Annotated in this window: 16 protein-coding genes and 6 pseudogenes; 12 read left to right on the plus strand and 10 right to left on the minus strand. The window is 72.8% G+C overall.

Annotated features, from left to right (window positions below; translation table 11 throughout):
• Positions 1 to 25 precede the first annotated feature (25 nt).
• The 4 genes and pseudogenes from KIF24_RS08100 to KIF24_RS08115 form a co-directional block, all read right to left on the minus strand.
• Positions 26 to 835 (minus strand): SAM-dependent methyltransferase, encoded by an 810-nt coding sequence (locus KIF24_RS08100; protein ID WP_221087246.1) that lies wholly within the window; start codon positions 833 to 835, stop codon positions 26 to 28.
• 201 nt (positions 836 to 1,036) lie between these two features.
• Positions 1,037 to 1,704, minus strand: a pseudogene (locus tag KIF24_RS08105) (response regulator transcription factor).
• A 7-nt stretch (positions 1,705 to 1,711) separates the two neighbouring features.
• Positions 1,712 to 3,406: a sensor histidine kinase gene (locus KIF24_RS08110; protein ID WP_221083510.1), complete on the minus strand. Its 1,695-nt coding sequence runs from the start codon at positions 3,404 to 3,406 to the stop codon at positions 1,712 to 1,714.
• 14 nt (positions 3,407 to 3,420) lie between these two features.
• A pseudogene (locus KIF24_RS08115) lies at positions 3,421 to 5,219 on the minus strand (AMP-dependent synthetase/ligase).
• Between the two features lie 146 nt (positions 5,220 to 5,365).
• On the opposite strand from KIF24_RS08115, the gene KIF24_RS08120 reads away from it, so the two are divergent.
• From KIF24_RS08120 to KIF24_RS08145, 6 genes and pseudogenes are all read left to right on the plus strand, one after another.
• Positions 5,366 to 5,821 carry an SRPBCC family protein gene (locus KIF24_RS08120; protein WP_221083511.1) on the plus strand — a complete coding sequence of 152 codons (456 nt, stop codon included), beginning with the start codon at positions 5,366 to 5,368 and terminating at the stop codon, positions 5,819 to 5,821.
• A 40-nt stretch (positions 5,822 to 5,861) separates the two neighbouring features.
• Positions 5,862 to 6,537, plus strand: a pseudogene (locus KIF24_RS08125) (hypothetical protein).
• A gap of 70 nt (positions 6,538 to 6,607) precedes the next feature.
• Positions 6,608 to 7,555, plus strand: a complete 948-nt coding sequence (locus KIF24_RS08130) for an ROK family glucokinase (RefSeq protein ID WP_221083512.1) — start codon at positions 6,608 to 6,610, stop codon at positions 7,553 to 7,555.
• A pseudogene (locus KIF24_RS08135) lies at positions 7,556 to 8,258 on the plus strand (endonuclease/exonuclease/phosphatase family protein). It begins immediately after the preceding gene.
• A 92-nt stretch (positions 8,259 to 8,350) separates the two neighbouring features.
• Entirely contained in the window at positions 8,351 to 9,757 is a 1,407-nt protein-coding gene (locus KIF24_RS08140; RefSeq protein ID WP_221083513.1) for a flavin-containing monooxygenase, read from the plus strand.
• Positions 9,754 to 10,596, plus strand: a complete 843-nt coding sequence (locus tag KIF24_RS08145; protein ID WP_221083514.1) for an alpha/beta hydrolase — start codon at positions 9,754 to 9,756, stop codon at positions 10,594 to 10,596. Before KIF24_RS08140 ends, KIF24_RS08145 begins: the two co-directional genes overlap by 4 nt.
• Before the next feature lie 17 nt (positions 10,597 to 10,613).
• Here the strand turns inward: KIF24_RS08145 and KIF24_RS08150 are convergent.
• The 3 genes and pseudogenes from KIF24_RS08150 to KIF24_RS08160 all read right to left on the minus strand — a co-directional run bounded on the left by KIF24_RS08150 (position 10,614) and on the right by KIF24_RS08160 (position 17,129).
• Positions 10,614 to 12,027: pseudogene (locus tag KIF24_RS08150) on the minus strand (alpha,alpha-trehalose-phosphate synthase (UDP-forming)).
• Positions 12,028 to 12,189: 162 nt separating this feature from the next.
• A pseudogene (locus tag KIF24_RS08155) lies at positions 12,190 to 13,058 on the minus strand (DUF308 domain-containing protein).
• Positions 13,059 to 13,514: 456 nt separating this feature from the next.
• Complete coding sequence (locus KIF24_RS08160; RefSeq protein WP_221083515.1) at positions 13,515 to 17,129, minus strand: ATP-binding protein; 3,615 nt, start codon at positions 17,127 to 17,129, stop codon at positions 13,515 to 13,517.
• 178 nt (positions 17,130 to 17,307) lie between these two features.
• Here KIF24_RS08160 and KIF24_RS08165 point away from each other — a divergent pair, with 178 nt between their 5' ends.
• On the plus strand, positions 17,308 to 17,505 hold the full coding sequence (locus KIF24_RS08165; RefSeq protein ID WP_230415378.1) for a hypothetical protein: 198 nt from the start codon (positions 17,308 to 17,310) through the stop codon (positions 17,503 to 17,505).
• A 54-nt stretch (positions 17,506 to 17,559) separates the two neighbouring features.
• On the opposite strand, the gene KIF24_RS08170 is transcribed toward KIF24_RS08165, so the two are convergent.
• Positions 17,560 to 18,252, minus strand: coding sequence for a Crp/Fnr family transcriptional regulator (locus tag KIF24_RS08170; protein ID WP_221083517.1), 693 nt, complete (start codon positions 18,250 to 18,252; stop codon positions 17,560 to 17,562).
• A gap of 262 nt (positions 18,253 to 18,514) precedes the next feature.
• Here KIF24_RS08170 and KIF24_RS08175 point away from each other — a divergent pair, with 262 nt between their 5' ends.
• The 4 genes from KIF24_RS08175 to KIF24_RS08190 all read left to right on the plus strand — a co-directional run bounded on the left by KIF24_RS08175 (position 18,515) and on the right by KIF24_RS08190 (position 21,493).
• The gene (locus KIF24_RS08175) at positions 18,515 to 19,012 is read left to right on the plus strand and encodes a polyadenylate-specific 3'-exoribonuclease AS (protein ID WP_221083518.1); all 498 of its coding nucleotides are present in this window, start codon (positions 18,515 to 18,517) and stop codon (positions 19,010 to 19,012) included.
• 177 nt (positions 19,013 to 19,189) lie between these two features.
• Entirely contained in the window at positions 19,190 to 20,218 is a 1,029-nt protein-coding gene (locus KIF24_RS08180) for a 6-phosphofructokinase (protein WP_221083519.1), read from the plus strand.
• A 60-nt stretch (positions 20,219 to 20,278) separates the two neighbouring features.
• A complete protein-coding gene (gene proC, locus KIF24_RS08185; RefSeq protein ID WP_221083520.1) occupies positions 20,279 to 21,097 on the plus strand; it encodes a pyrroline-5-carboxylate reductase in 819 nt (272 codons plus the stop codon).
• 45 nt (positions 21,098 to 21,142) lie between these two features.
• Positions 21,143 to 21,493: a DUF2203 domain-containing protein gene (locus KIF24_RS08190; protein ID WP_221083521.1), complete on the plus strand. Its 351-nt coding sequence runs from the start codon at positions 21,143 to 21,145 to the stop codon at positions 21,491 to 21,493.
• Between the two features lie 73 nt (positions 21,494 to 21,566).
• Here KIF24_RS08190 and KIF24_RS32340 read toward each other — a convergent pair whose 3' ends face one another.
• Positions 21,567 to 21,908: an NUDIX hydrolase gene (locus tag KIF24_RS32340; RefSeq protein ID WP_331461040.1), complete on the minus strand. Its 342-nt coding sequence runs from the start codon at positions 21,906 to 21,908 to the stop codon at positions 21,567 to 21,569.
• Positions 21,883 to 22,242, minus strand: coding sequence for a hypothetical protein (locus KIF24_RS08200; RefSeq protein ID WP_221083522.1), 360 nt, complete (start codon positions 22,240 to 22,242; stop codon positions 21,883 to 21,885). Before KIF24_RS08200 ends, KIF24_RS32340 begins: the two co-directional genes overlap by 26 nt.
• 318 nt (positions 22,243 to 22,560) lie before the next feature.
• Here KIF24_RS08200 and KIF24_RS08205 point away from each other — a divergent pair, with 318 nt between their 5' ends.
• On the plus strand, positions 22,561 to 23,571 hold the full coding sequence (locus tag KIF24_RS08205; protein WP_331461354.1) for an ISAs1 family transposase: 1,011 nt from the start codon (positions 22,561 to 22,563) through the stop codon (positions 23,569 to 23,571).
• Positions 23,572 to 23,574: the final 3 nt, after the last annotated feature.

Consider the following 23,574-nt stretch of genomic DNA (forward strand, 5'->3'; position numbering starts at 1 on the left):
GGCGCCGGGCCGGCCGTCCGGAGGCTCACCCACTGAGCCGCCCGACCCCGCCGAGGAACACGGCCTGCTCGGCGTCCTCGGCGCTTTCCGGGGTCTCCGGACGCCACTGCGGCACCCACACCACCCCGGGCTCGACCAGGTCGAACCCGTCGAAGAACCCGGTCAGCTCGGCCCGAGGACGCACCCACAGCGGATTGTCGGTGCGCCGGTAGACCTCCTCGGCCTCGGCCCGCTCGGCCTCGTCCCGGCCGTCGTCGCTGGCCTGGGACAGGACCAGGTAGCTGCCCGGGGCCAGGGCCGCGCGCAGGGTCCGCAGCACCTCACCCGGCCGGTCGTCGTCGGAGACGAAGTGCAGCACCGCCACGACCAGCACGGCCACCGGTCGGGAGAAGTCGAGCAGCGCGCGGACGTCGGGGTGGGCGAGGATCCGCTCGGGGTGGCGCAGGTCCTCCTGGACCACCGCCGTGCGCTCGTCGCCGGCCAGGATCTCCCGGCTGTGTGCGACGGCGACGGGGTCGACGTCGACGTAGACCACCCGGGACTCGGGAGCGTGCCGCTGGGCGATCTCGTGCACGTTGCCGACGGTGGGGATGCCCGAGCCGATGTCCAGGAACTGCCGGACGCCGGCGGTGGTGAGGAACTGCACCGCCCGGCGCAGGAAAGCGCGGTTGGCCTGGGCCATGAGCGGTGCCTGGGGCACCGCCGCCACCATCGCCCGGGCCGCCGCCCGGTCGACCGCGAAGTTGTGCGAGCCGCCGAGGTAGTAGTCGTACATGCGGGCGACGCTCGGGCGTTCCACGTCGATCGTCTCGGGTGCCCAGTCCGGCCGCTGCAATGCCCTCACCCCTTCGCCCGTCCGTCGGGGGCGCCTGGCGCCCCGGCGGGTATTCTGCCCCGCTTTCGCCGGGGAGGCCATAGCGAGGTGACGCACGGCGGCGATCGATGCGAGAGATCCGTGCCCGCCGGGTGGCGGGACACGGATCCCCGTCGGTGCTGTGCCGGCCGGCCGGGTGAACAGCGGCGGCCGGACGACCGGCTAGAACTTCGGCGCGTCCGGCGCCTCGAGCAGGCCGAGCCGCAGCGCGGTCATCAGCGCCTGGGCCCGGTTGGCCGCGCCGAGCTTCTCGTAGAGCTTCGAGATGTGGGTCTTGGCGGTCGACTCGCTGACGAACAGTTGCTTGGCGATGCCGGCAACGCTCATTCCGTCGGCGAGCAGCCGCAGCACCTGGCCCTCTCGGGGGGACAGCTGCGGGCCGGACGGGGCGAGCCGGCGCTTCATCGCCTCGGCCAGGTCGGCGGCGGTGAAGGCGCTGGGGAGGAGGCGGCGTGCCGGGCGGCGGCGACGACCTCGTCGGCCGGCGCGGTCTTCGGCACGAACGCACTCGCCCCGGCCTCCAGGGCACCGAAGAGCTGGTCGTCGCCGGCGTACATGGTGAGCACCACGATGCCCATCGTCACGCTGGACTTGCGCAGCGCCCGGGTGGCCTCCAGGCCGCTGCCGTCGGGCAGCCGCAGATCCATGATCACGACGTCCGGCTGCAACGCGCCGGCCTGCCGGACGCCCTCCGCCGCCGTGGCCGCCTCGCCGACGACCTCGAACTGCCGGTCGCGTTCGAAGGCGTGCCGCAGGCCCTTGCGGATCAGGTCGTGATCGTCGACAAGGAGGACCTTGGTCCGGGTTGCCGGTGTCGGGCTTGTGGTCATCCTCGGCTTACTCCCCTTCTGCTGCGGCGGCGCTACCGCGAACGTTATCGCGCCGTGGTGACGAGCCGACCACCACCGCGACGGTCGTCCCGCTCGGCTGTCGCGGCCTGATCTCCAACCGGCCCCGGATACGTTCCGCTCTCTCGGCCATGATCGCAAGACCATAGTGCCCATCCGAGCGCTGGTCACCTATGCCGTGACCGTCATCCGACACTTCGATCTGCGCGTACGGTGGGTCCACCTCGCAGGTGACCCAGAGGTTGGCCGCCCCGGCGTGCTTGCGGGCGTTGGTGACCGCCTCCTGGGCGATGCGCAGCAGCTCGGCCTCGGTGGCGGCGGGCAGCCGGGCGGTGGACTCGTCCAGCGACAGGTGTACCCGCAGGCCGCCGGAGGCGCCGACGGTACGGGCGTACTCGGCGATCGCGGCGGCCAGACCACCCTGCCGGTCCACCTCGCTGCGCAACTCGAACAGGCTCAGCCGCAACTCGGTGATCACCCGGGTGACCTCCTGGCGGAGCAGGCGCAGCGACTCGGCGGTCTCCTCGGCGTCGGAGTGCACGGTGGCCAGGGCGTTGTCGATGCCGTAGCCGACCATCACCAACTCCTGGGCCACCCCGTCGTGGATCTCCCGGGCCAGCCGCTGCCGTTCCTCGTTGGTGGCCAGCGACCGGACCTCGTCGAAGAGCAGGGCGGCCTCCAGGCGCAGCGCCGCCGGCCCGGTCAGCCCGGTCACCTGGGCCACCACCGTGGGTGGGTACGCCTGCGCGACGTCGGCCTCCAGCACGACCAGACCGACCGTGCGCAGCCCGGCGACCAGCGGCACGATCAGCGCGGAGACCTCCCCGCCCCGGTGCGAGCGGGACTGCGAGCGAGCCGCGGTCTGCGCCTGCTGGCTGGCCCAGGCGTCGGCGATGGCCGAGTCCGCGTCGAGCGTGGTCTCCCAGTCGACCCGGTCCGCGCCGAGTTGGGCGAGCACCACCAGCCGGCCACCGCCGCTGGCGGACAGCACCGCCCCGCGGTCGGTGCGGGCCACCGTGCGCAACTCCTCCAGCAGGTGTTCGGAGATCCCGCCCGGGTCCAGGGTCGCCCCGGGCAACTGCCGGGCCACCGTGCGCAGCTGGGTCAGCAGCCGGGTCGCCTCCGCGTACGGCTGGGGCTTGCCGTCGTGCCGGAGCTGCATCACCCGGTGCAGGGTGCCGGCGGCGTAGAGCCCCAGCGTGGCCAGGATCAGCCACTGGGCGCAGACCGCGAGGTATCCCGGCTGGGCGAGCTGGCGGACGCCGCCGACGTCGGTGCCGGCCCCGGCGACCAGCAGGGTGCCGGCGGCCACGGCGATCAGCGCGGCGCCCTCGCGGAAGCGGCGGCGCAGCGCCGTGACGGTCACCGGCACCGCGAGGTAGGGCAGCACCGCGGAGGCGCCGAGGCCGCCGATGTGCCCGCCGACCGCGGCGACCGCGGCGACCTGGCTCGCGGCGAGGCCGAGCACCACCACCTCCGCCACCCGGCTGAGCGGTCCGACGAGCCGGTGCTGGGGGGCCAGCGACGCGGGCAGTCCCGCCAGGGCCAGCAGGACGATCCACCACAGCTGGGTCAGGTCGCGGGTGGCGAACAGGGTCAGTACGGCGACCAGCGCCAGCACGACCACGCGGGCCGCCACGGCGAGCGGATGGGAACGGGCCAGGGCGGATGTCGAGGCGGGCACGTGACGGATCGTAGTCAGCCGCGGTAGATGTCGGCGATTTCCGCGGCGTACGTCTTGTGTACGACCTGGCGTTTGACCTTGAGCGACGGGGTCAGCTCGCCGGTGGCCTCGGCGAAGTCGCGCGGCAGGATCCGGAAGACCTTGATCGCCTCGGCCTGGGAGACCGACCCGTTGGCCCGGTCCACCGCCGCCTGGATCTCCGCCCGCAGCCCCTCGTGCCGGCGCAGTGCCTCGACCTCGGTGTCGGCCGGCAGCCCGGCCGTCTCCAGCCAGGCCGGCAACGCCTCCTCGTCGAGGGTGACCAGCGCGGCGATGAACGGCTGCCGGTCGCCGACCACGACACACTGGCTGACCAGGCGGTGTGCCCGGACCTGGTCCTCCAGCACGGCGGGAGCGACGTTCTTGCCGGCCGCCGTCACGATGATCTCCTTCTTGCGGCCGGTGATGGTCAGGTAGCCGTCGCCGTCGAGCGAGCCGAGATCGCCGGTGCGGAACCAGCCGTCGGCGGTGATCGCCTCCTCGGTGGCCGACTCGTTGCGCCAGTACTCCTGGAAGATCAGATCACCCGAGATGAGGATCTCGCCGTCGTCCTCGATGCGGATGGTCACGCCGGGCAGCGGCCGGCCGACCGTGCCGATCCGGGTGGACCCGGGCAGGTTCGCCGCGGCGGCGGGAGAGGTCTCGGTGAGGCCGTACCCCTCGCAGACGGTGACGCCGACGCCCCGGAAGAAGTGGCCCAGGCGGGCGCCGAGCGGCGCACCGCCGGAGATCGCGTCGCGGCAACGTCCGCCGAGCGCGGCCCGCAGCTTGCCGTAGACCAGCCGGTCGAAGAGCGCATGCTGGGCACGCAGGGCCAGCCCCGGCCCGCCGGAGGTCTCCAACGCCTCGCTGTAGGCGATGGCCACCGCCTCGGCCCGGGCGAAGATCTTGCCCTTGCCGGCGTCCTCGGCCTTCTGCCGGGCACCGTTGTAGACCTTCTCGAAGACCCGGGGCACCGAGAGCACGAAGGTGGGCTGGAACTCCTGGAGCTCGGCGACCAGGTTCTTGGTGTCCGAGCAGTGCGCCATGGTGGCCCGGGCCTGCACCACACCGATCTGGATGAGCCGGGCGAAGGCGTGCGCCAGCGGCAGGAACAGCAGGGTCGACGCGTTCGGCCGGAACAGGTTCGGCAGCACCGGCACCGCGTTGGCGATGTCGGCGTACATGTTGCGGTGGGTCAGTACGCAGCCCTTGGGCCGGCCGGTGGTGCCGCTGGTGTAGATGATGGTCGCCACGTCGGCGGAGCGCAGGCCGGCACGCCGGCGCTCGATCTCGGCCGGTGCCACCGCCGTGCCGCCGGCCACCAGGTCGTCCACCCCGCCCAGGTCGATCTGCCAGACGTGGGTCAGGTCGGGCAGCTGGTCGCGGACGCCGGCCACCAGCATGGCGTGCGCGGTCGTCTCCACCACGCAGGCCACCGCGCCGGAGTCGGCCAGGATCCAGGACGCCTGCTCGGCGCTGGAGGTCTCGTAGATCGGCACGGTGACCGCGCCGGCCGCCCAGATGGCGTAGTCGATCAGCGTCCACTCGTAGCGGGTGCGGCTCATCAGCGCCACCCGGTCGCCCGGCTGCACGCCGGCGGCGGCGAGCCCCGGGCGACCGCCTCCACGTCGTCGCGGAACTGCCGGCAGGTCACGTCCGCCCAGCCACCCGCCGCGTCGCGGCGGACGAACTGCACCGAGTCGGGCGCGGCCTCGGCGTTCTCCCAGACCGGGCCGGTGAGGTTGGCCGCGTCGCCGACGGTGACGATCGGCGGGACGGAGAACTCGCGCACCTGCACTCCCTCGTGCTCACACTGGCCGGGTCGGGCCGCCACCACCGGGTCGGCTCTGTCGAAACCTACCCGGCCGGCGGGCCGGCGGGCACATCGCAGGTGGGCGGCGCGGCACGCGGGCACCCGCGGGCGGGTAGCCTCCCCCCATGGCGGACTCCTCCACCCAGTCGATCACCATCGGTGCCGCACCGGACCGGGTGGCGGCGGTCATCTGCGACTTTCCGAGCTACCCCGAGTGGACCGACGCGGTCCGCGAGGTCGAGGTCGTCGAGGAGTACGAGGACGGCTACGCCAGCCAGGTCCGTTTCGTCCTCGACGCCGGTGTGCTGGTCGACGAGTACGTGCTGGCGTACGCGTACGCCGAGGATCTGTCCCGCATCGAGTGGCACCTGCTCGCCCCGTCGCGGATGCAGAAGGCCCAGCGTGGCGCGTACGACCTGGTCGCCGAGGCCGATGACGTCACCACGGTGACCTACACCCTGGAGGTGGAGCTCGCGGTCGGGATGATCGGGATGTTCCGCCGCAAGGCCGAAAAAATGATCATGGATGCCGCGTTGAAGCAACTCAAGCGCCGGGTAGAAGCATCAGGTGCGGCGCAGTGACGCGTCCGGCGACCCGGCCGCCGCGGTAGAGGAGCCCAGCATGGGTGCGACAGATCCGGGCTCGGCCCGGGAAGAGGCGGAGCGGCTGGTCGCCACTCTGCTGGCCGGCGTGCGGCTGGCCGCCGCCAACCCCGCGGCGGTGCCGTGGGGCCCGCTCGGTGGGATCGTGAGCAGTGTCGTCGGTCACAGCGGCGCGCCGGGTGGTTCCGGCACCACCGGGGGTGGTTTCGCCACCGGAGCCGCCGAATGTGTTGCCTGCCCGGTCTGCCGGGGAATCGCCGCGTTGCGTGACCCGAGTCCCGAATTCGCCGAGCGATTGGCGACCGGAGCCGGCGATCTGGCCGCCGGCCTGGCCAGTTTTCTGCGGGCCTTCACCCCCGCCGAACCTCCCCGGCACCGCCGGCGCCACCGCGGCCGAATCCGACGGCGACCGCGTGTGGCGCGAGGCGACCCGTACCGGGCATGATTCTCAGCCGGCACCGGAGCGGGACGTCTGGTCCGCCGCCACCCGGGCGGAGGACGTCACCGGCCCGGCCGCCGCGCCCGCCGACGCCGCCGGGCCGGTCCCGCCGGCCGGGCGCCGAGCGTCGACCGACCGCCGCGTGGTGCCCACCTCCCGGATGCCCGGCGAGCCCGCGCCGGGCGGTGAGCCCGCACCGCGGGGCCGGGCCGGGCCGGGTGGTGGGCGGCCGGGCGCACCAGGCGACAGAGCCTGACCAGGGACGACCCGCGTCACCGGCGAGTGCAGGTGCGCGCGGGGTGGCACAGCAGAGGGGAGTGGCAGCGGTGACGCTGACCATCGGAGTCGACGTCGGTGGCACCAAGGTGGCCGGCGGTGTCGTCGATGACACCGGCACGGTCCTCGTGCAGACCCGACGGGACACCCCCGCCGACGACGTCGGTAAGACCCGCGACGTCATCATCGAGCTGGTCAGCGAACTGGCCGCCGGGCACGAGATCCAGGCGGTCGGCATCGGTGCGGCCGGATGGATCGACGCCAGCCGCTCCACCGTGCTCTTCGCCCCCAACCTGGCCTGGCGCGACGAGCCGCTGCGGGCGTACGTCAGCGCGGCGGTCGAGCTGCCGGTGATCGTGGAGAACGACGGCAACGTCGCCGCCTGGGCGGAGTTCCGCTACGGCGCCGCCCGGCACGCCGACGACTCGATGGTCATGTTCACCATCGGCACCGGTGTCGGCGGCGGCATCGTGCTCGGCGGCGACCTGGTCCGGGGGGCCAACGGCATCGCCGCCGAACTGGGCCACATGCTCACCGTCCCCGACGGGCACCAGTGCGGCTGCGGGCGGCTTGGCTGCATCGAGCAGTACGCCAGCGGCAGCGCGCTGGTCCGGTTCGCCCGCGCCGCCGCCCGGCAGGAGCCGCACCGGGCCACCGCCCTGCTGGAGCTGGCCGACGGCGAGGCCGAGGCGATCACCGGACCGATGGTCACCGCCGCGGCCAAGGGCGGCGACCCGGTGTCCGCGGAGGCGTTCGCCCAGGTCGGACGCTGGCTGGGGACAAGCCTGGCCGACATGGCGCAGATCCTCGACCCGCAGATCCTCGTCGTCGGCGGTGGCGTCATCGACGCCGGTGACCTGCTCATGGGCCCGACCCGTCGCTCGTTCACCGAGTCCCTGGCGCAGCGCAGCCGGTTGTCGGTGGCCGAGATCCGCCCGGCCGAACTGGGCAACTCCGCCGGTGTCATCGGCGCGGCCGACCTGGCCCGGCGGATCTAGGTGACCCACCCCGGCGTGCCGCTGCGCGTCGTGTCGTACAACGTCCACGGCCAGCGCGACGACACCGCCGCGCTGGCCGCGGTGATCCGCGCGACGGCACCGGACGTGGTGGTGGTCCAGGAGGGGCCGCGCCGGTTTCGATGGCGGGCGAAGTCGGCGGCGCTGGCCGGCTCGTTCGGCCTGGTGGTCGCCGCGGGCGGGCTGCCGTCGCTGGGCAACCTGCTGTTGACCAGCCTGCGGGTGCGGGTGACCGGCACCCGATGCCGGCGCTTCCCGCTGACCCCGGCCGGCACCTGCGCGGCGCCGCCTACGCCGATTGCCGGGTGGGCACGTCCGCCCGGTTCACCCTGGCCGGTTCGCACCTGTCCACCGACCCGGCCGAGCGGCCCGGGCAGGCGGAGCTGTTCAAACGGGACCTGTCGGCCGCCGGCCACCCGGTGGTCGCCGCCGCCGACCTCAACGAGGAGCCGGGCGGACCGGCGTGGACCACCGTGGCCCGGGGCTGACCGACGCGGCGGTGGCCGCCGGCCGGGACGCACGTTTCACCTACCCCTGCGCGGCTCCCCGGCGGCGCATCGACGCGCTGTTCGTGGACCCGCGGGTCACGGTGGTCGACTACGACGTGGTGGACACGCCGCTGACCCGCCGGGCCAGCGACCATTTTCCGGTCCTGGTGGACCTGCTGCTGCCAGCCGCCGGCTGACAGTCGAGCCCCCGGCGGACTGGACATCCCGCTCCGTTGTGGAGAGGATTTCGCGCGACCCGGCACTCGTGCCGAGACGAAGGAGACCTCCGGTGCCCACCCCCACCGCGCACGGCCGGCCTGATCCGGAGACGACCACGCTCGCCCGCAGCCGCGACGGCCGCCCGGTCGCCGACCGGGGCGACACCGTCTGTGTCATCGGCGCCGGTGCCAGCGGCCTGACCGCCGTGAAGAACCTCGCCGAGCATGGCTTCGGGGTCGACTGCTACGAGCGCGAGACCGGCGTCGGCGGTGCCTGGAACTGGCGACACGACCGCAGCCCGGTGTACGCCAGTACCCACCTGGTCTCGTCGCGGCCGTTCACCCAGTTCCCCGACTTCCCGATGCCCGACGACTGGCCGGACTTCCCGCATCACAGCCAGTTGCTGGCCTACTTCGAGCGCTACGCGGACCACTTCGACCTGCGGCGGTACGTCTGGTTCGGCACCGAGGTGGTGCGCGTCGAGCCGGCCGAGGACGACCGTTGGGACGTCACCACCCGCAGCACCGGCGGCTACGGGCCCGAACGCACCTCCCGCTACGCCGCCGTGCTGATCGCCAACGGGCACAACTGGTCACCCAAGCTGCCCCGGTACGAAGGGCTGGAGCAGTTCCGGGGGGAGGTCATGCACGCCTCCTCCTACAAGGACCCGGCGCAGTTGCGCGGCAAGCGGGTGCTGGTGGTGGGCGCCGGCAACACCGGCTGCGACATCGCGGTGGAGGCCGCCCAGCAGGCGTCGCGTTGCTGGCACTCGACCCGGCGGGGCTACTGGTACGCCCCGAAGTACGTCTTCGGCCGCCCGGTCGACCAGGTCAACGACACCCTGCTGGCGCTGCGGGTGCCGCTGCGCGTGCGGCAGTGGTTCTACCACCGGACGTTGCGGCTGACCGTCGGCGACCTGGCCCGCTTCGGCCTGCCGAAGCCGGACCACCGGGTGTACGAGACCCACCCGATCGCCAACAGCCAGCTCGTCTACCACGTCGGGCACGGCACGATCAGCCCGGTGCCGGACGTGGCGCGGTTCCACCCGCACTCGGTGGAGCTGACCGACGGCCGGCAGATCGACCCGGAGCTGGTCGTCTTCGCCACCGGTTACCTGCCGCGCTTCGAGTTCCTCGACGCGAAGATCCTCGGCGACGACGAGGGTGTGGGCCGGCCCCGGTTGTGGCTCAACGCCTTCGTGCCGGACCATCCGACCCTCGCGGTGGCGGGCCTGGTCCAGCCGGACTCCGGCCTGTTCACCCTGTCGCACTGGCAGGCCGTGCTGTTCGCCCGGCTGCTGCGGCTGCGCACCACCCGGCCGGAGCGGGCCGCGGCCTTCGCCGCCCGGGTCCGCTCCGGTGCCGGCGAACGCTACTCCGGGCCGGTCAAGGACTCGTCCCGGCACTGGTTCGAGGTCGGCCACGCCGACTACCTGCGCGCGCTGGAGCGCGCCCTGCGTGACCTGGAGGGCAAGTGAGCCAGCATGGTGCGGCCGGTCAGCGGGTCCGGCTCGTGCGGGACTGGGAGTGGGCTCGGCCGGTCCGCCCGGTCCGGCGCGAGGTGCTCAGCGCCACGCCCGAGCTGGAGGAGGGACGGCCGCCGCTGCTGTTCGTGCCCGGCTTCGGGCACGGCGCCTGGGCGTACGCCGAGCACTGGCTCGGGCACGCCGCCGCCCGCGGCTTCGGCGCGCACGCGGTGAGCCTGCGCGGGCACGGTGGCAGCGGCCCGGCGCCGGAGGCGACGCTGCGGGCGTACGCCCACGACGTGGTCCAGGTGGCGGCGGGGCTGCCGCGCCGGGCGGTGCTGGTGGGGCACGGCGCCGGAGCCCTGGTGGTCGCGCACGCCTTGGCCCGCTATCCGGCCCGGGCGGCGGTGCTGGTGGCGCCGGTGCTCGGCGGCTGGGCGACGTTCGGCGCCGCGGTGCGCCGCAACCCGCTCGGCACCCTGCCGGCGCTGTTCGGCGGCGGCCTGCGGCTGAGCCGCCGGCAGCTGTTCAGCCGCGAGTTGCCCGACGCCGACGCCCGGCGCTACGCCGCCCGGCTGGGCCGGGCCGCCCGGCGTGCCCAGTGGCAGCTGCTTGCCGGCGCCGACCCGGAGCCGGCGGTCGGCGGCCCGCCGGTGCTGGTGCTGGGCAGCCCGGACGACCGGGTGGTGCCCGCCTCGGTGCTGACCCGCGCGGCCCGGCGGTACGGGTCGGCTCCGCTGCTCTTCCCCGGCATGGGACACGACCTGATGCTCGACGCCCGGTGGCGGGAGCCGATCGACGCGATCCTCGACTGGCTGGTCAAGGAACCGACCCGCGACGACCGGTCCTGAGCGGCGGGCGGCCCGCCTCAGCTGCCGCTGAGGCGGGTGAGCAGCGAGCCGTTCTGGTCCAGGGTGGACAGGTAGGAGCGGGCCCAGGCCCGGATGTCGTATTCGTGCAGGTGCTCGCGCATGGCCCGCATCCGGGCCCGGACGTCGGCCGGGTCGGCGCGCAACGCCGCGAGTAGACCCTGCTTGAGCCCTTCCAGGTCGTGCGGGTTGACCAGGTACGCCTGCGGCAGCTCGGCGGCGGACCCGGCGAACTCGCTGAGCAGCAGCGCGCCCGTCTGGTCCACCCGGGCGGCGGCGTACTCCTTGGCGACGAGGTTCATCCCGTCGCGCAACGGGGTCACCGCCATCACGTCGGCGACCCGATAGAGGGCGGCCAGTTCGGCGCGGTCGAACGGCTGGGTGAGGTAGTGGATCGCGGGCTCGCCCACCCGGCCGAACTCGCCGTTGATCCGCCCCACCTCCCGCTCGACCCGATCGCGGAGGATCTGGTACTGGCTGACCCGCTCCCGGCTGGGCACCGCGACCTGCACGAGCACCGTGTCGCGGACCTTGACGTCCCCGTGGGCGAGCAGCTCGCTGTAGGCCTTGAGCCGCTGCTCGATGCCCTTGGTGTAGTCCATCCGGTCGACGCTGAGGATCACCTGGTCGGGGCTGCCAAGGTCATGGCGCAACCGGCGGGCCCGCTCGGCGACGTCCGCCCGTCCGGCCAGCGCGGCCATCTCGACGGTGTCGATCGAGACCGGGAAGGCGCCGATGCGCACCATCCGGTCGCCGACCGCGATCCGTCGGTCGGTGGCCGGCAGGCCCAGCACCTTCGTCACGAGCTGGGCGAAGTTGTGCGCGGCCTGGGCCCGCTGGAAGCCGACCAGGTCGGCACCGAGCATGCCGCGCAGCAACTCGGCCCGGCGGGGCAGTTGCATGAACAACTCCGGCGGCGGGAACGGCACGTGCAGGAAGAACCCGATGCGCAGGTCGGGCCGCAGGGCGCGGAGCAGCCCGGGCACCAGTTGCAGGTGGTAGTCCTGCACCCAGATCACCGCGCCGGTCTCGGCGACCTGGGCGGTGGCCTCGGCGAACCGCTGGTTGACCCGCTGGTACGCGTCCCACCAGCGCCGGTGGTGCTCGGGCTGCTCGACGGCGTCGTGGTAGATCGGCCAGAGGGTCGCGTTGGCGAAGCCCTCGTAGTGGTCGTGCAGGTCTTCGCTGGTCAGCGGCACGCTGTGCATCCGTACCCCGTCGATGTCGGGCAGGGCGGGCGCGGGTCCGGTCCCGCCGGCCCAGCCGACCCAGGTCGCGGGGTGTGTCGCAGCAGGGGTGCAGCGCGCTGACCAGCCCACCGGGGCTGCGGCGCCACTCGCAGGCGCCGTCGGGCGCCACACTGTCGTCGATGGGTAGGCGGTTGGCCACCACCACGAGGGAACTCTGTCGCATCTCGGGCATTCCGATCAGCAGGGGAGTGACCGCCACAAGGGAGGAACAACCGGGCAGTCGGCGGGTGAAGTGACGTACTGCGGTATTCCTACTGACAGTAAGTTACACCACTGTTACGCCCGCTGGCGCGGGCGGCCACCGTCCCGGTATCCGGGCGACCGCTCAGACGACGGCGCCGTCGTCGGGATCGCGATCGTCGGGGTCACCCGGACGCAGCCGCCACACCAGCGTGACGAAGCCGGCGAGGATGCCGGTGAAGCCGAGCAGCGTCACGATGCCCTGATCGGCGGGGAGCAGGTCGGGGAAGAGGAACAGCGCGAATCCGGCCACCACGGCGAGCACGCCGGCCACCGCGTACTTCGACACCCGGGGCAGCGGCGGGGGTGGCGGTGGGACGTAGCGCTCGTCGTCGTGCGGGCCGCCGGGCAGATCCGCGCCGAAGGTGTCCAGCCCGTCCAGCAGCGACGGCCCGTCGCCGTCCCGGGGCCGCGCCCCACCGACACGCCGGAGACGTCGGCCGCGTAGGGCAGCCGGCGCACGTCGGTGGTGGTCGGCCCGGTCGGCCCGGTCGGCCCGGTCGGGTCGTCGGTGCCTGGCCGGGTGGCAGTGGCCGTGCCGCCGCCCGGGCCCGCCTGGTCGTCCACGTCCTCCGAGGCCGGCCACGGATGGTCGCCGGTGCCGGGCGAGGCGTGGAAACCGGCGACGATCCGCTCCCACTCGGCGTCGATGTCCGGTTCGTCCTCGGACCGCCCGCCGCCGGTCTCGTCGGCGAGCTGGCTGAGGTAGTCCCGAGCGGTGCTCAGATGCGAACGGTCCACGTAGAGCCGGTCGACCGGCCGGGGCGGCACGGTGGTGGTGCGGGTGACCGGGTTCAGATCCGCGGAGGGCTGCAGGTAGGCGGCGATCCCGCCGGCCGCCAACACGTCGAGCAGGTGCTCGCCGACGCGCGGGTCGACATCGCCGGCGATGGCGTACTCGCTGGCGTCGATCCCGTTGTCCCGCCGTCCCCGGCGGGCCCCACCCGCTGACACCGGACCATCCTCCTCATCGCGCCACCGGCGCGCCCCGCGTCCAGCCCTGTCGGTGCGCCCCCGCGCGCCGTGCTCTGAATCGTGACACGTCCGGGGCCGGTTCGGGGAGTGCCTTGTGGCGCGGCGTACGGCGGTGGGTGGATCCACCACCAGAAAGCGACTTTCCGTGACGGCAACCCTCCGTGTCGGGTGTCACTCCGGCGCCCGATGTCCTTGCCAATCCTTTGCTCTGCTTCAACCCACGCAACCGGGCTTGAACAGGCGTAATGAGGGCGGCGGCAACGCGGCTTCGAGCAGCGGCAGACACGGAGAGTGACCGTTGCGTCTGTTGAAGCAGAGCAAAGGGGCGGCGAAGGGACAGTGTGCGGGCGAGCCGCCGGTACCGAAGGTGACAGCCGGTCCGATCGGGGCGTGCGTTGCCGGGCCGGCGCCCGCCACTCCCGCCGCCTGATCGGGTCAGGAGGCCAGCGTCTGCGCCTCGGCGGTGGGCGGGTGGGCCAGGGCGAGCAGGCCCGGCGCGCCGTTGCGGTGGGCGAAGGCACGCAGCTCGACCAGCAGCGGACCGGCCGCCGCCCGGTCACCGGCCGACTCCAGCTCCCGCACCGCGAAGGTCAACGCCAGCATCCGGTCGGTGACGTCGGGGATGCCGGCGTAGATCTCGGCGGCGGCCAGGTGCAGCTCGGCGGCGCGCCGGTGGTCGCCGTCGGCGCCGGCCAGCGCGCCGGTCACGGTCCGCAGTGCCGCCTCCGACCAGGGCGTACGGTGCCCGACCCGGTCGAGCATGGTGCGTACCCGGGCGGCGGGCTTGCGCCCGGCGACGGTGGCCGCCCAGCCGGCCGCGGCGATCCACTCGCCACTGGCCAGCGCCGGCACCGCCATCCATGCCTCGGCCAACTCGTCGACCAGCGCGGCGGCCTCGTCGGTGCGCCCCTGCACCGCCCGGCACAGCGCGCCCATCGCCAGCATCGTCCAGCGCAGCCGGTGGAAGCCGCTGCGCCGCGCGGTGTCCAACGCCGCGGCCACGTCGTCGCCCGGGGCCGACGAGACCGTCGCCGGGCCAGCCGCCTCAAGCGCGTCCTCCGCCGGGCCGTCCGGATCCGGCGCGGCCGGCGGGCCGGCGGCCGGCGGCACCGGCTGGCCACGCAGTACCAGCAGGCAGGACCGCAGGCCGCGCACCTGCATGTCCCAGCTGCCGGTCGGGGTGTCCACGAACGCCTCGGCGGCGGCGAGCAGCCGACCGAAGTCCCCCTCGAACCAGGCCCGCATCGCCTCGCCGGAGTAGCTGGTGGTCAGCGTCTGCCCGCTCGCCGTGCGGGCCGGAGCCGCCGAGAGCAGGGCGTCGGAGCGCAGCCAGTCGCCCTCCTCGCGGACGGCGTAGGCGAGGTTCTGGGTGGCCCGGGGCAGCGCGAGCAGCTGCCCGGCGCGGCTGAACTCGACGATGGCGTACAGCTCGTCCAACCCGGCCCGGTCGCCGGCCTGGTAGCGGGCGGTGGCCGCGGTGATCCGGGCGTTGGTGCGGGTCTCGCTGAGTCCGAGCCGGTCGCCGATCTCCGCCGCCGTGTCGGCCGCCGCCACCGCCGGGTCCCGTTCGTAGTTGAGCATGTGCAGCCGGCCCAGTTCGGCGAAGGCGTCGGCCTTCTGCGCGCTGTCCGGCAGCGGGTCGAACAGCCGCACCGCCCGGTCCAGGCAGGCCAGCGCGGCCCGTCGGTCGGCGCGCAGCCACGCCGCCTGACCGAGCAGCGTCCAGGCCCGCGCCGCACACGCCTCGTCGCCGTACGCCAGCAGCCGGTCGGCCAGCGCCTGCACCTGCTCCGGGCCGCCGCCGGAGAGGAAGGCGTTGCCGTCGCGGTAGAACGAGATCTCGGTGCTGAGCAGCTCCAGTTGCAGCCGGCCCACGGGGTCGGAGTCGTCGGCCAGGCCGAGGGCCCGCCCGGCGTGACTGGCCGCGGCCTCCAGCCCGTGCAGCGCGTACGCCCGGCGGGCCGCCCGGTGCAGTGCGGCCCGCGCCGGCCCGGCGAAGCGGAGGGTCTCCATGCCCAGCGAGCGGGCGATCTCGTGCGCCGCCCAGCGGTGGTGGGCCAGCACCTCGGCCAGGTCGGTGTCCCGGCTCTGGGACAGCGTGTCCAGCCAGTCGGCCGTCCGGTCGTGCCGGGCCACCCGCTCGGTACGCGGCAGCCGCTGGTAGCAGACGTCGCGGACCAGCACGTGCCGGAAGCGGTACTCCGGCTGACCCGCCATCGTGGAGGCGGCCTGTTCGTGGACGAAGTCCCGCTGCTCCAACCGGCGCAGGGCGCGTTCGACGGACTCGACCGGCTGCCCGACGGCGGCGGCCACCGCCCCGGGCCAGAACTGCACCCCGACCACGGACGCGGCCAGCAGCACCGCCCGGTCCTTGGCGTCGAGCAGGTCGACCCGGTTGGCGATGACGGCGTGCACGCTCTCCGGCATCGGCAGATCCAGGTGCTTCTCCAGCGACCAGCCGCGCCCGGACTGCCGCAGCGCACCCTGCTCGATCAGCATCCGGACGTACTCGTGTGCGTAGAGCGGATTGCCGCCGGCGACCTCGATCAGCGGGGTCAGCAGGTCGGCGGAGAACGCGGCCTGGCCGAACATGTGCGCGTACAGCGCGGCGATGCCGGTGTCCCGCAACGGTGGCAGCGCGATGGTCACCGACCCGGTGATGGTCCCCGCCCAGCTCGGGTCCCGATCGACCAGCTCCGGGCGGGCGGTGCAGAGCAGCAGCAACGGCACCTCCCGGGCCGCCGCGCCGAGCAGTTCCACGAAACGCAGCATCGCGTCGTCGGCCCAGTGCAGATCCTCGAAGATCAGCACGGTGGGGCGACGGGCGGCCAGCGCGAGCAGGAACCGCCGCCACGCCGACTCCGCCTCCTCGGCCGGCAACGGCATACCGGCCAGGCCGACCAGCGGGCGTAGCGCGCCGACCACGCGGTCCCGCTCGCCCACGCCGACCAGTTCGCCGACGGCCGCGGCGAGTCGCTGCGCGGCGCTGGCGGCCGGATCGGTGTCGAGGATGCCCGCCTCGGCCTTGACGATGTCGGCCAGCGCGGCGAACGTCACGTTCTCGCCGAACGGCGGGCACCGGCCGATCCGCCAGGTCAGCGGCTCGTCCACCAGCCGGCCGGCGTGCCGGTGCAGCTCTCGGACCAGCCTGCTCTTGCCGATGCCGGCCCGGCCGAAGACGGTGACCACCTGGGGCCGGCGGTCGCGCAGGCTGCGGTGCAGGGCGTTGACCAGCATGCCCAGCTCGTGCTCGCGGTCGATCAGCGGCGTGGTGTCCGGCTCGCGGTCGGTGGACTGCTGGCGTACCGCCGACAGGGCCAGCCACACCTCCGTGGGGGCCGACCGGCCACGCAGGGTGATCGGGGGCTGCTCGTCGTACCGGATGGTGTTGCGGGTCAGCGCGTGCGTGGTGCCGTCGACCAGCACTCCACCGGGGGGCGCCACGGACTGTAGGCGGGAGGCCGTGTTGACCACGTCGCCGGCGACGATGGCCTGCCCGCCGTCGCGGGCGGCGGCCACGTCGACAAGCGCCTCGCCGGTCGCCACGCCGACCCGGAAGCGCAGCCCGTCGGTGCCGGTGGGGGTGAACCGGGTGAGCACCCGTTGCAGCTCCAACCCCGCCCGTACGCACCGCAGGGCGTCGGTCTCGGTGGCCACCGGCGCGCCGAACAGCGCCATCACCGCGTCACCGATGTACTTCTCCACCACCCCGCCGTACTGGCCGACCACCCGCCGCGCGGCCGAGAAGAACCCGGTCTGCATGCCGCGCACCAGCTCCGGGTCGGCCCGCTCGACGTACGGGGTGAAGTCGATCAGGTCGACGAAGAGCACGCTGACCCGGCGGCGGTCCTCCTGACCCATGTTGACCGGGCGGTCGGTGCCGGCCCGGGGCGAGCCGCAGGAGGTGCAGAAGGCCACGTCCGGGGCGAGTGGCCGCAGGCAGTGCGGGCAGACGGCACCGAGCTCCGCGCCACAGCCACCGCAGAAGCGGTCGCCGTCGGCGGCGCTACGTCCACAGCGGTCACACTGCGCGGCGATGTCACCCTCCACTGGCGGGCCCCCGACGCCCGGGGGCGCAGGGTCGAGTATTGCCCCCCAGCGCGCTGTCGGGTACCGGGCTGTTGGTTTGTGGACACTCAGCCGGGCAGCTCAACGTGTCCCGAACGGCTAGATTCAGGCAGCCGATTCGTCGACCGCTGATCAGGGGGACAGCTCCATGGTGTACGTGATGCTGCAAAGTGACTGGACCGATGGCAACGGGATCACCCACCCCGCCGGGGACTCGGTGGACGTGGACGCCGCCACCCTCGCCCTGCTGCAGGCGCAGGGGATCGTCGGCGAGGTGCCCAGCGGTGGCAAGGACGGCACGGACTGGGCCGGGCCGGGTGGCACGGACTGGGCCGGGCCGGGCAGCACCAATCCCTGACCGGGAGGTACGCGGGCGGGGCCGGGACGGACGTCCCAGCCCCGCCCCGTCAGCTCAACGGTCGTTCATGCCCGCCCGGCGGCGCAGCGCGGGCACGTCGGTGACCACGATCCGCCGGCCCTCGGTACGCAGCCAGCCCCGGCTGGCGAACGACCCGATCGCCTGGTTGACGCTCTGCCGTGAGCCGCCGGCCATCTCGGCGAGTTGGCTCTGGTTCAGCTCGATGGTGATCATCGGGGCCTGACTCTCGCCGGCCAGCCGGACCAGCGTCTTGGCCACCCGGCCGGGCAGGTCGAGGAAGACGTGGTCGGCGTTCTGCTCGGTCAGCCGGCGGATGAGCGCGCCGAGGGACCGCATCACGGCGTCGAGGATGCGCGCGTTCGAGTGCACCAGCTCCATGAACGCCGGCCGGGACAACGCCAGGGCCGCGGTGTCCTCGATCGCCTCGGCCGAGGTCGACCGGGTCGAGGCATCCAGCAGGGAGACCTCCCCGAGCACGTCCGGTGGGCGCATCACGGTCAGGATGGCTCGTTCGCCGGTGGGCGCGGTCCGGAACACGGCCACCGCGCCCCGGCGCAGGATGATCAGCGACTCACCCGGGTCGTTCTCCACGAACAACAGCTGGCCCTTGCGGTACGTCCGGGGTACCGCGGCGGCGACCACCCGCTGACGCACCTCCGGCTCCAGCCCGGCGAACATGTCGACACCCGTGAGCGCGTCGCCCGGCTCCGGCAGGCGCATCTCCACGGCCCCACCCCTCCCCGGTCAAGGACCCCCCGTCGCTCACCGGGCGAGCCTGGCGGCTCCTGATGAGGTGATCTGACACCCGTTCGGCGTCCGGCGGCGGTACACATCAGATCATGACGGTCCGGTCGCGTGCTGTACACCCCTCAAATCACTTCCGTGACCGGTTCGAGCTGGGCCTGGCTCGGCCAGGGCGGATGGAAGCGCTCCCGGTGCCACCGCCCCGCCCGTCGGCGGGCGGCGGGCGTCGGCGAGGATGACGGGGATGGCTTACCGCTACTTCTACGACTGCGAGTTCATCGAGGACGGCCGGACCGTGGACCTGGTCTCGATCGGCGTCGTCGACGAGTACGACCGCGAGTTCTACGCGGTCTCCACCGAGTTCGACGCGTCCCGGGCGGTGCCCTGGGTCCGCCGCCACGTGCTGGACAAGCTGCCCTCCCCGGCGGATCGGGCCTGGCGGTCCCGCGAGCGCATCCGGGACGAGTTGTACGACTTCCTCGTCGAGCCGATCCGGGATCGTCCCGGCGAGGAACTGGAGCTGTGGGCCTGGTACGCCGCGTACGACCACGTGGTGCTGGCGCAGCTGTGGGGCGCGATGCCGGCTTTGCCCCGGGAGATCCCCCGGTACACCAAGGAGTTGCGCCAACTGTGGGACGACCGGGGCCGTCCCCGGCTGCCGAACGCCGCGGCGGCCCGGCACGACGCCCTGGTCGACGCCCGGCACAACCTGGCCCGGTGGCGGGCGATAACCGGTTCATAGGACGAGGTCGGCTACTCGTTGGTAATGGGGGCGCGCTGTCGGGCGTACGGCGGCGGCTACTACAGTTCGTATCCACGGCCCGCCCCGGGCCGGCAACGGTGCCGAGGGTCTGACCTGACACATATCCTGGGGCTTGATCGGGCTTGACCAGATGCTCCCCAGGAGGATGAGCAAATCATGCGTATCGGCGTGCTCACCGGCGGCGGCGACTGCCCGGGTCTCAACGCGGTCATCCGGGCGGTGGTCCGTAAGGGCGTCGCCAGCTACGGCCATGAATTCGTGGGTTTCCGGGACGGCTGGAAGGGCCCGCTGGAGGGTCTGTCCCGCCCGCTGGGCATCGCGGAGGTGCGCGGCATCCTGCCCCGTGGCGGCACCATCCTCGGCTCCTCCCGGACGAACCCCTTCAAGATCGAGGGCGGCGTCGAGCGGATCAAGGACAACCTGGCCGCGCAGGGCGTCGACGCGCTCATCGCCATCGGCGGTGAGGACACCCTCGGCGTCGCCACCAAGCTGCACGAGCTGGGCGTCAACGTCATCGGCGTGCCGAAGACCATCGACAACGACCTCGGCGCCACCGACTACACGTTCGGCTTCGACACCGCGGTCAACATCGCGATGGAGGCGATCGACCGGCTGCACACCACCGCCGAGAGCCACCACCGCACCCTGGTGGTCGAGGTGATGGGCCGGCACGCCGGCTGGATCGCCCTGCACGCCGGCCTGGCCGGCGGCGCCAACGTGATCCTGCTGCCCGAGCGCAAGTTCGACGTCGACCAGGTCGCCGGCTACGTCGAGAAGCGCTTCCAGCACCAGTACGCCCCGATCGTCGTGGTCGCCGAGGGCGCCCAGCCGCTGGAGGGCCAGATGGTCCTGCAGAACCAGGAACTGGACGCGTTCGGCCACGTCCGGCTCGGCGGCATCGGCCAGTGGCTGGCCGAGCAGATGGAGGCCAGGACCGGCAAGGAGGCCCGCACGGTCGTGCTCGGGCACATCCAGCGCGGCGGCACCCCGACCGCGTTCGACCGGGTGCTCGCCACCCGGCTCGGCCTGCACGCGATCGACGCGGCGCACGAGGGCGACTGGGGCAAGATGGTCGCGATGCAGAGCACCGACATCGTCCGCGTCCCGCTCGCCGAGGCCACCCGTGAGCTGAAGACCGTGCCGCTGGAGCGGTACGTCGAGGCCGAGGTCTTCTTCGGCAGCTGATCGTCGTTCCGGCGTCGCGGCGGCCCGTCGCGACGCCGGCCCACGAAGGGGGTACGCCAGGTGTCAGCCGGAGTGCACACCGTCGCCGTGATCGGTGCCGGCAAGATCGGTGAGTTGATGCTCTCCGGGTTGCTGCGCTCGGGCTGGCCGGCGGACCGGCTGCTGGCCACCGTCCGCCGCCCGGCCCGCGCCGAGGAACTGGCCGCCCGCTACGGCGTCCGGGTGGTGGATAACCTGACCGCGGTCGACGAGGCCGAGGTGCTGGCCGTCTCGGTCAAGCCGCAGGACGCCGCCGCGCTGCTCGACGAGATCGGGCCCAAGGTGCCCGCCGGCAAGCTGGTCATCTCGCTCTGCGCCGGCCTGCCGAGCAGCTTCTTCAGCCGCCGGTTGCCGGAGGGCACCCCGGTGGTGCGGGTGATGACCAACACCCCGGCCCTGGTGGACCAGGCGATGACCGCGATCTCCGCCGGGGCGCACGCCACCGGCGAACACCTGGCGCTCGCCGAGGACATGTTCAAGCCGCTGGGCGCGACGATCCGGGTGCCCGAGACCCAGCAGGACGCCGTCACCGCCCTCTCCGGCTCCGGCCCGGCGTACTTCTACCTCCTGGTGGAGGCGATGACCGACGCGGGCATCCTGCTCGGCCTGCCCCGGCAGGTGGCGCACGACCTGATCGTGCAGACCGCGATCGGGTCGTCGGTGATGCTGCGCGACTCCGGCGAGCACCCGGTGAAGCTGCGCGAGGCGGTCACCTCGCCCGCCGGCACCACCATCTCCGCCATCCGCGAGCTGGAGAACCACGGCGTACGCGCGGCTCTGCTGGCCGCCCTGGAGGCGGCCCGTGACCGGGCGCGGGAGTTGGCCGCCCAGGCCGAGTGAGCCACGGCCTCCCCGACGCACCACGTGGTGACGCATACTGGCGCGGTGTTCACTCTCGCCCAGGCCCGGTACCTGGTGGCCACCCTGTACCCCCGCGTCGAAGAACTGATCCGGGTCCGGGCCGACCTGGCCGAGTTGCAGGCCGACCTGGCCGCCCACGGGCTCAGCGCGCTGGGCGGCCGGCCAGAGGCCAAGGCGTTGGAGGCTCGCCTGCACGCGGTCCTCGACGAGATCCGGCAGCACGGCATCGAGGTCAAGAGCGTGGCACCGATGCTGCTCGACTTTCCCGGCGAGCGCGACGGCCGTCAGGTCCTCTGGTGCTGGCTGGAGGGGGACACCGACGTGCGTTGGTACCACCGCGCCGACTGCGGCTTCGCCGGCCGCCGCCCGATCTGACGCCGAGTGGGTCAACAGGCGAGTGCGGGCGCACGGTCGGCCCGAAACGGATCACCCGACGGCTTCTCTTCTATCACCTGACCGGCGGCATCCCGTTCACTAGATAGCGACAATTGCCGGTTCGATGGGCTGATGCGGCGTTGCGGAGACGCTCGATACCAAGCTCCTCACGCAGTTCGCGTTCGGCAGCGAGGTGCGGCGGTTCGTTGGCCTCGGCCATGCCGCCGGGAAGATCCCAGTCCGGCTTGTAGCGAGGGTTGACGAGCAGTACGTGGCCTTGTTCGTTCCTGATCAGGACGTCTGCGCCCACCCGTTTGCGGGGTTGCTTGGCGTTGCCCTCGGCGAGGTGGGCGTGCCACGCATCGGGGTCTCGTTCGTAGAGTGGACGGTCATCCGCCGTCGAGTCTTCCGGCACCGGCTGCTCCTACCCGTAGCGCACCCATCGTACCGATCCATGATCGCTCTCGGATCGTCCGTTGGAGCCGCTCAAGGAGCGCGGGAATCTCGGTGTACGTCTTGGCCTGTGACCGTAGCAGTACGGAAGTGTGTAGCAGTTGATCCAGGATCATGCTTGAGCCGAGGCTCGTGATCTCGTCGAGGGTCTGGTGGGTCAACGCGCACGCCTCGTCTATCCGCTCCTTGCCGATCAGCACCGTGACCAGCATGAGCTGCGCGAACGCCGTGCTCCTGACCCTGTCGACCGATCGAGCTGCCAGCGCATCCTGTAGCCGGCGGTGTGCCTCGGACACAGGGCTCAGGCAAGGTAGCGGAATGCCCGGTGTGAGTGTCTTGGGCGGACACTCCTGATCATGGTGAGATGAGGCCGGGCGCGGTCTCTCGGTGATCATTCAGGTGTCGAGGCTGAGATGGATCAATCGAGGACCGCGCCCGTTGGGATCATCATCGCTGATCGGTGTGCTGGCTGTGCACGCGGATCAGGTCGCAGTGTCGTTGCCTGCTTCGTGCCGGGCGAGTCTGGTCGAGGCGTTGGCCGTGGTGCCGGACCGGCGTGATCGGCGGGTGTGGTGCATCCGCTCGCCGGGGTCCTGGCCACCGCGGTCGCAGTGGTGCTGGCCGGAGCCCGTTCAGCTGCTGCGGTCGCGGAGTGGGCGGCCGACGCTCCGCAGCCGGTGCTGGCCGGGCTCGGCGTGTGGCGTGATCCGCTCACGGGACGGCATCGGGCGCCGGACGAGTCGACCTTCCGCAGGATTCTGGCCGGTGTCGACGCTGACGCCCTGGACGACACGGTCGGCCGGTGGATCATCGCGTCCCAGGCGGCGGCGGACAACCACCGGCGGGTGTACAGCGTGGACGGCAAGACGTTGCGCGGCAGCGGCCCGGCCGGCGGCCAGGTGCATCTGCTCGCCGTGCTGGACCAGCACACCGGCGCCGTCCTCGGCCAGGTCGATGTGGACGGCAAAACGAACGAGCTGACCCGGTTCCGGCCGCTGCTGGAGCCACTCGACCTTGCCGGGGTGATCGTCACCGCCGACGCGCTGCACACCCACCGCGAGCACGCCCACTGGCTGGCCGACGACAAGAAAGCCGCCTACGTCTTCACGGTAAAGAAGAATCAGCCGCGTCTGTATCGGCAGCTCAAGGCCATACCCTGGGCGAAAATCCCGGTTCAGGACGAGACCGGCAACCGCGGACACGGACGATACGACATCCGCCGCCTGCAAGTGGTCACCTGCACCGGCACGCTCGCCTTGGACTTCCCGCACGCCGTGCAAGCCTTACGGATCCGGCGCCGCCGGTTGAACCTCAGTACCGGCCGATGGTCCACCGTCACCGTCTACGCGATCACCAACCTGACCGTAGCCCAGGTCGGCCCCGCCGACCTGGCCGACGCGTTGCGCGGACACTGGGCGATCGAGATTCTGCACCACATCCGTGACACCACCTACGCCGAAGACGCCAGCCGCATCCGCACCGGTAACGCGCCGCGTGTCATGGCCACCCTGCGAAACACCGCGATCAGCCTGCTCCGCTTGGCCGGCATCACCACGATCGCGAAAGCCCTCCGGCGTAATAGCCGAAACCCCTACCGACCACTACAACTACTCGGAATAACGTGAAAC

It is taken from the genome of Micromonospora tarapacensis, assembly GCF_019697375.1.
GTDB lineage: Bacteria > Actinomycetota > Actinomycetes > Mycobacteriales > Micromonosporaceae > Micromonospora > Micromonospora tarapacensis.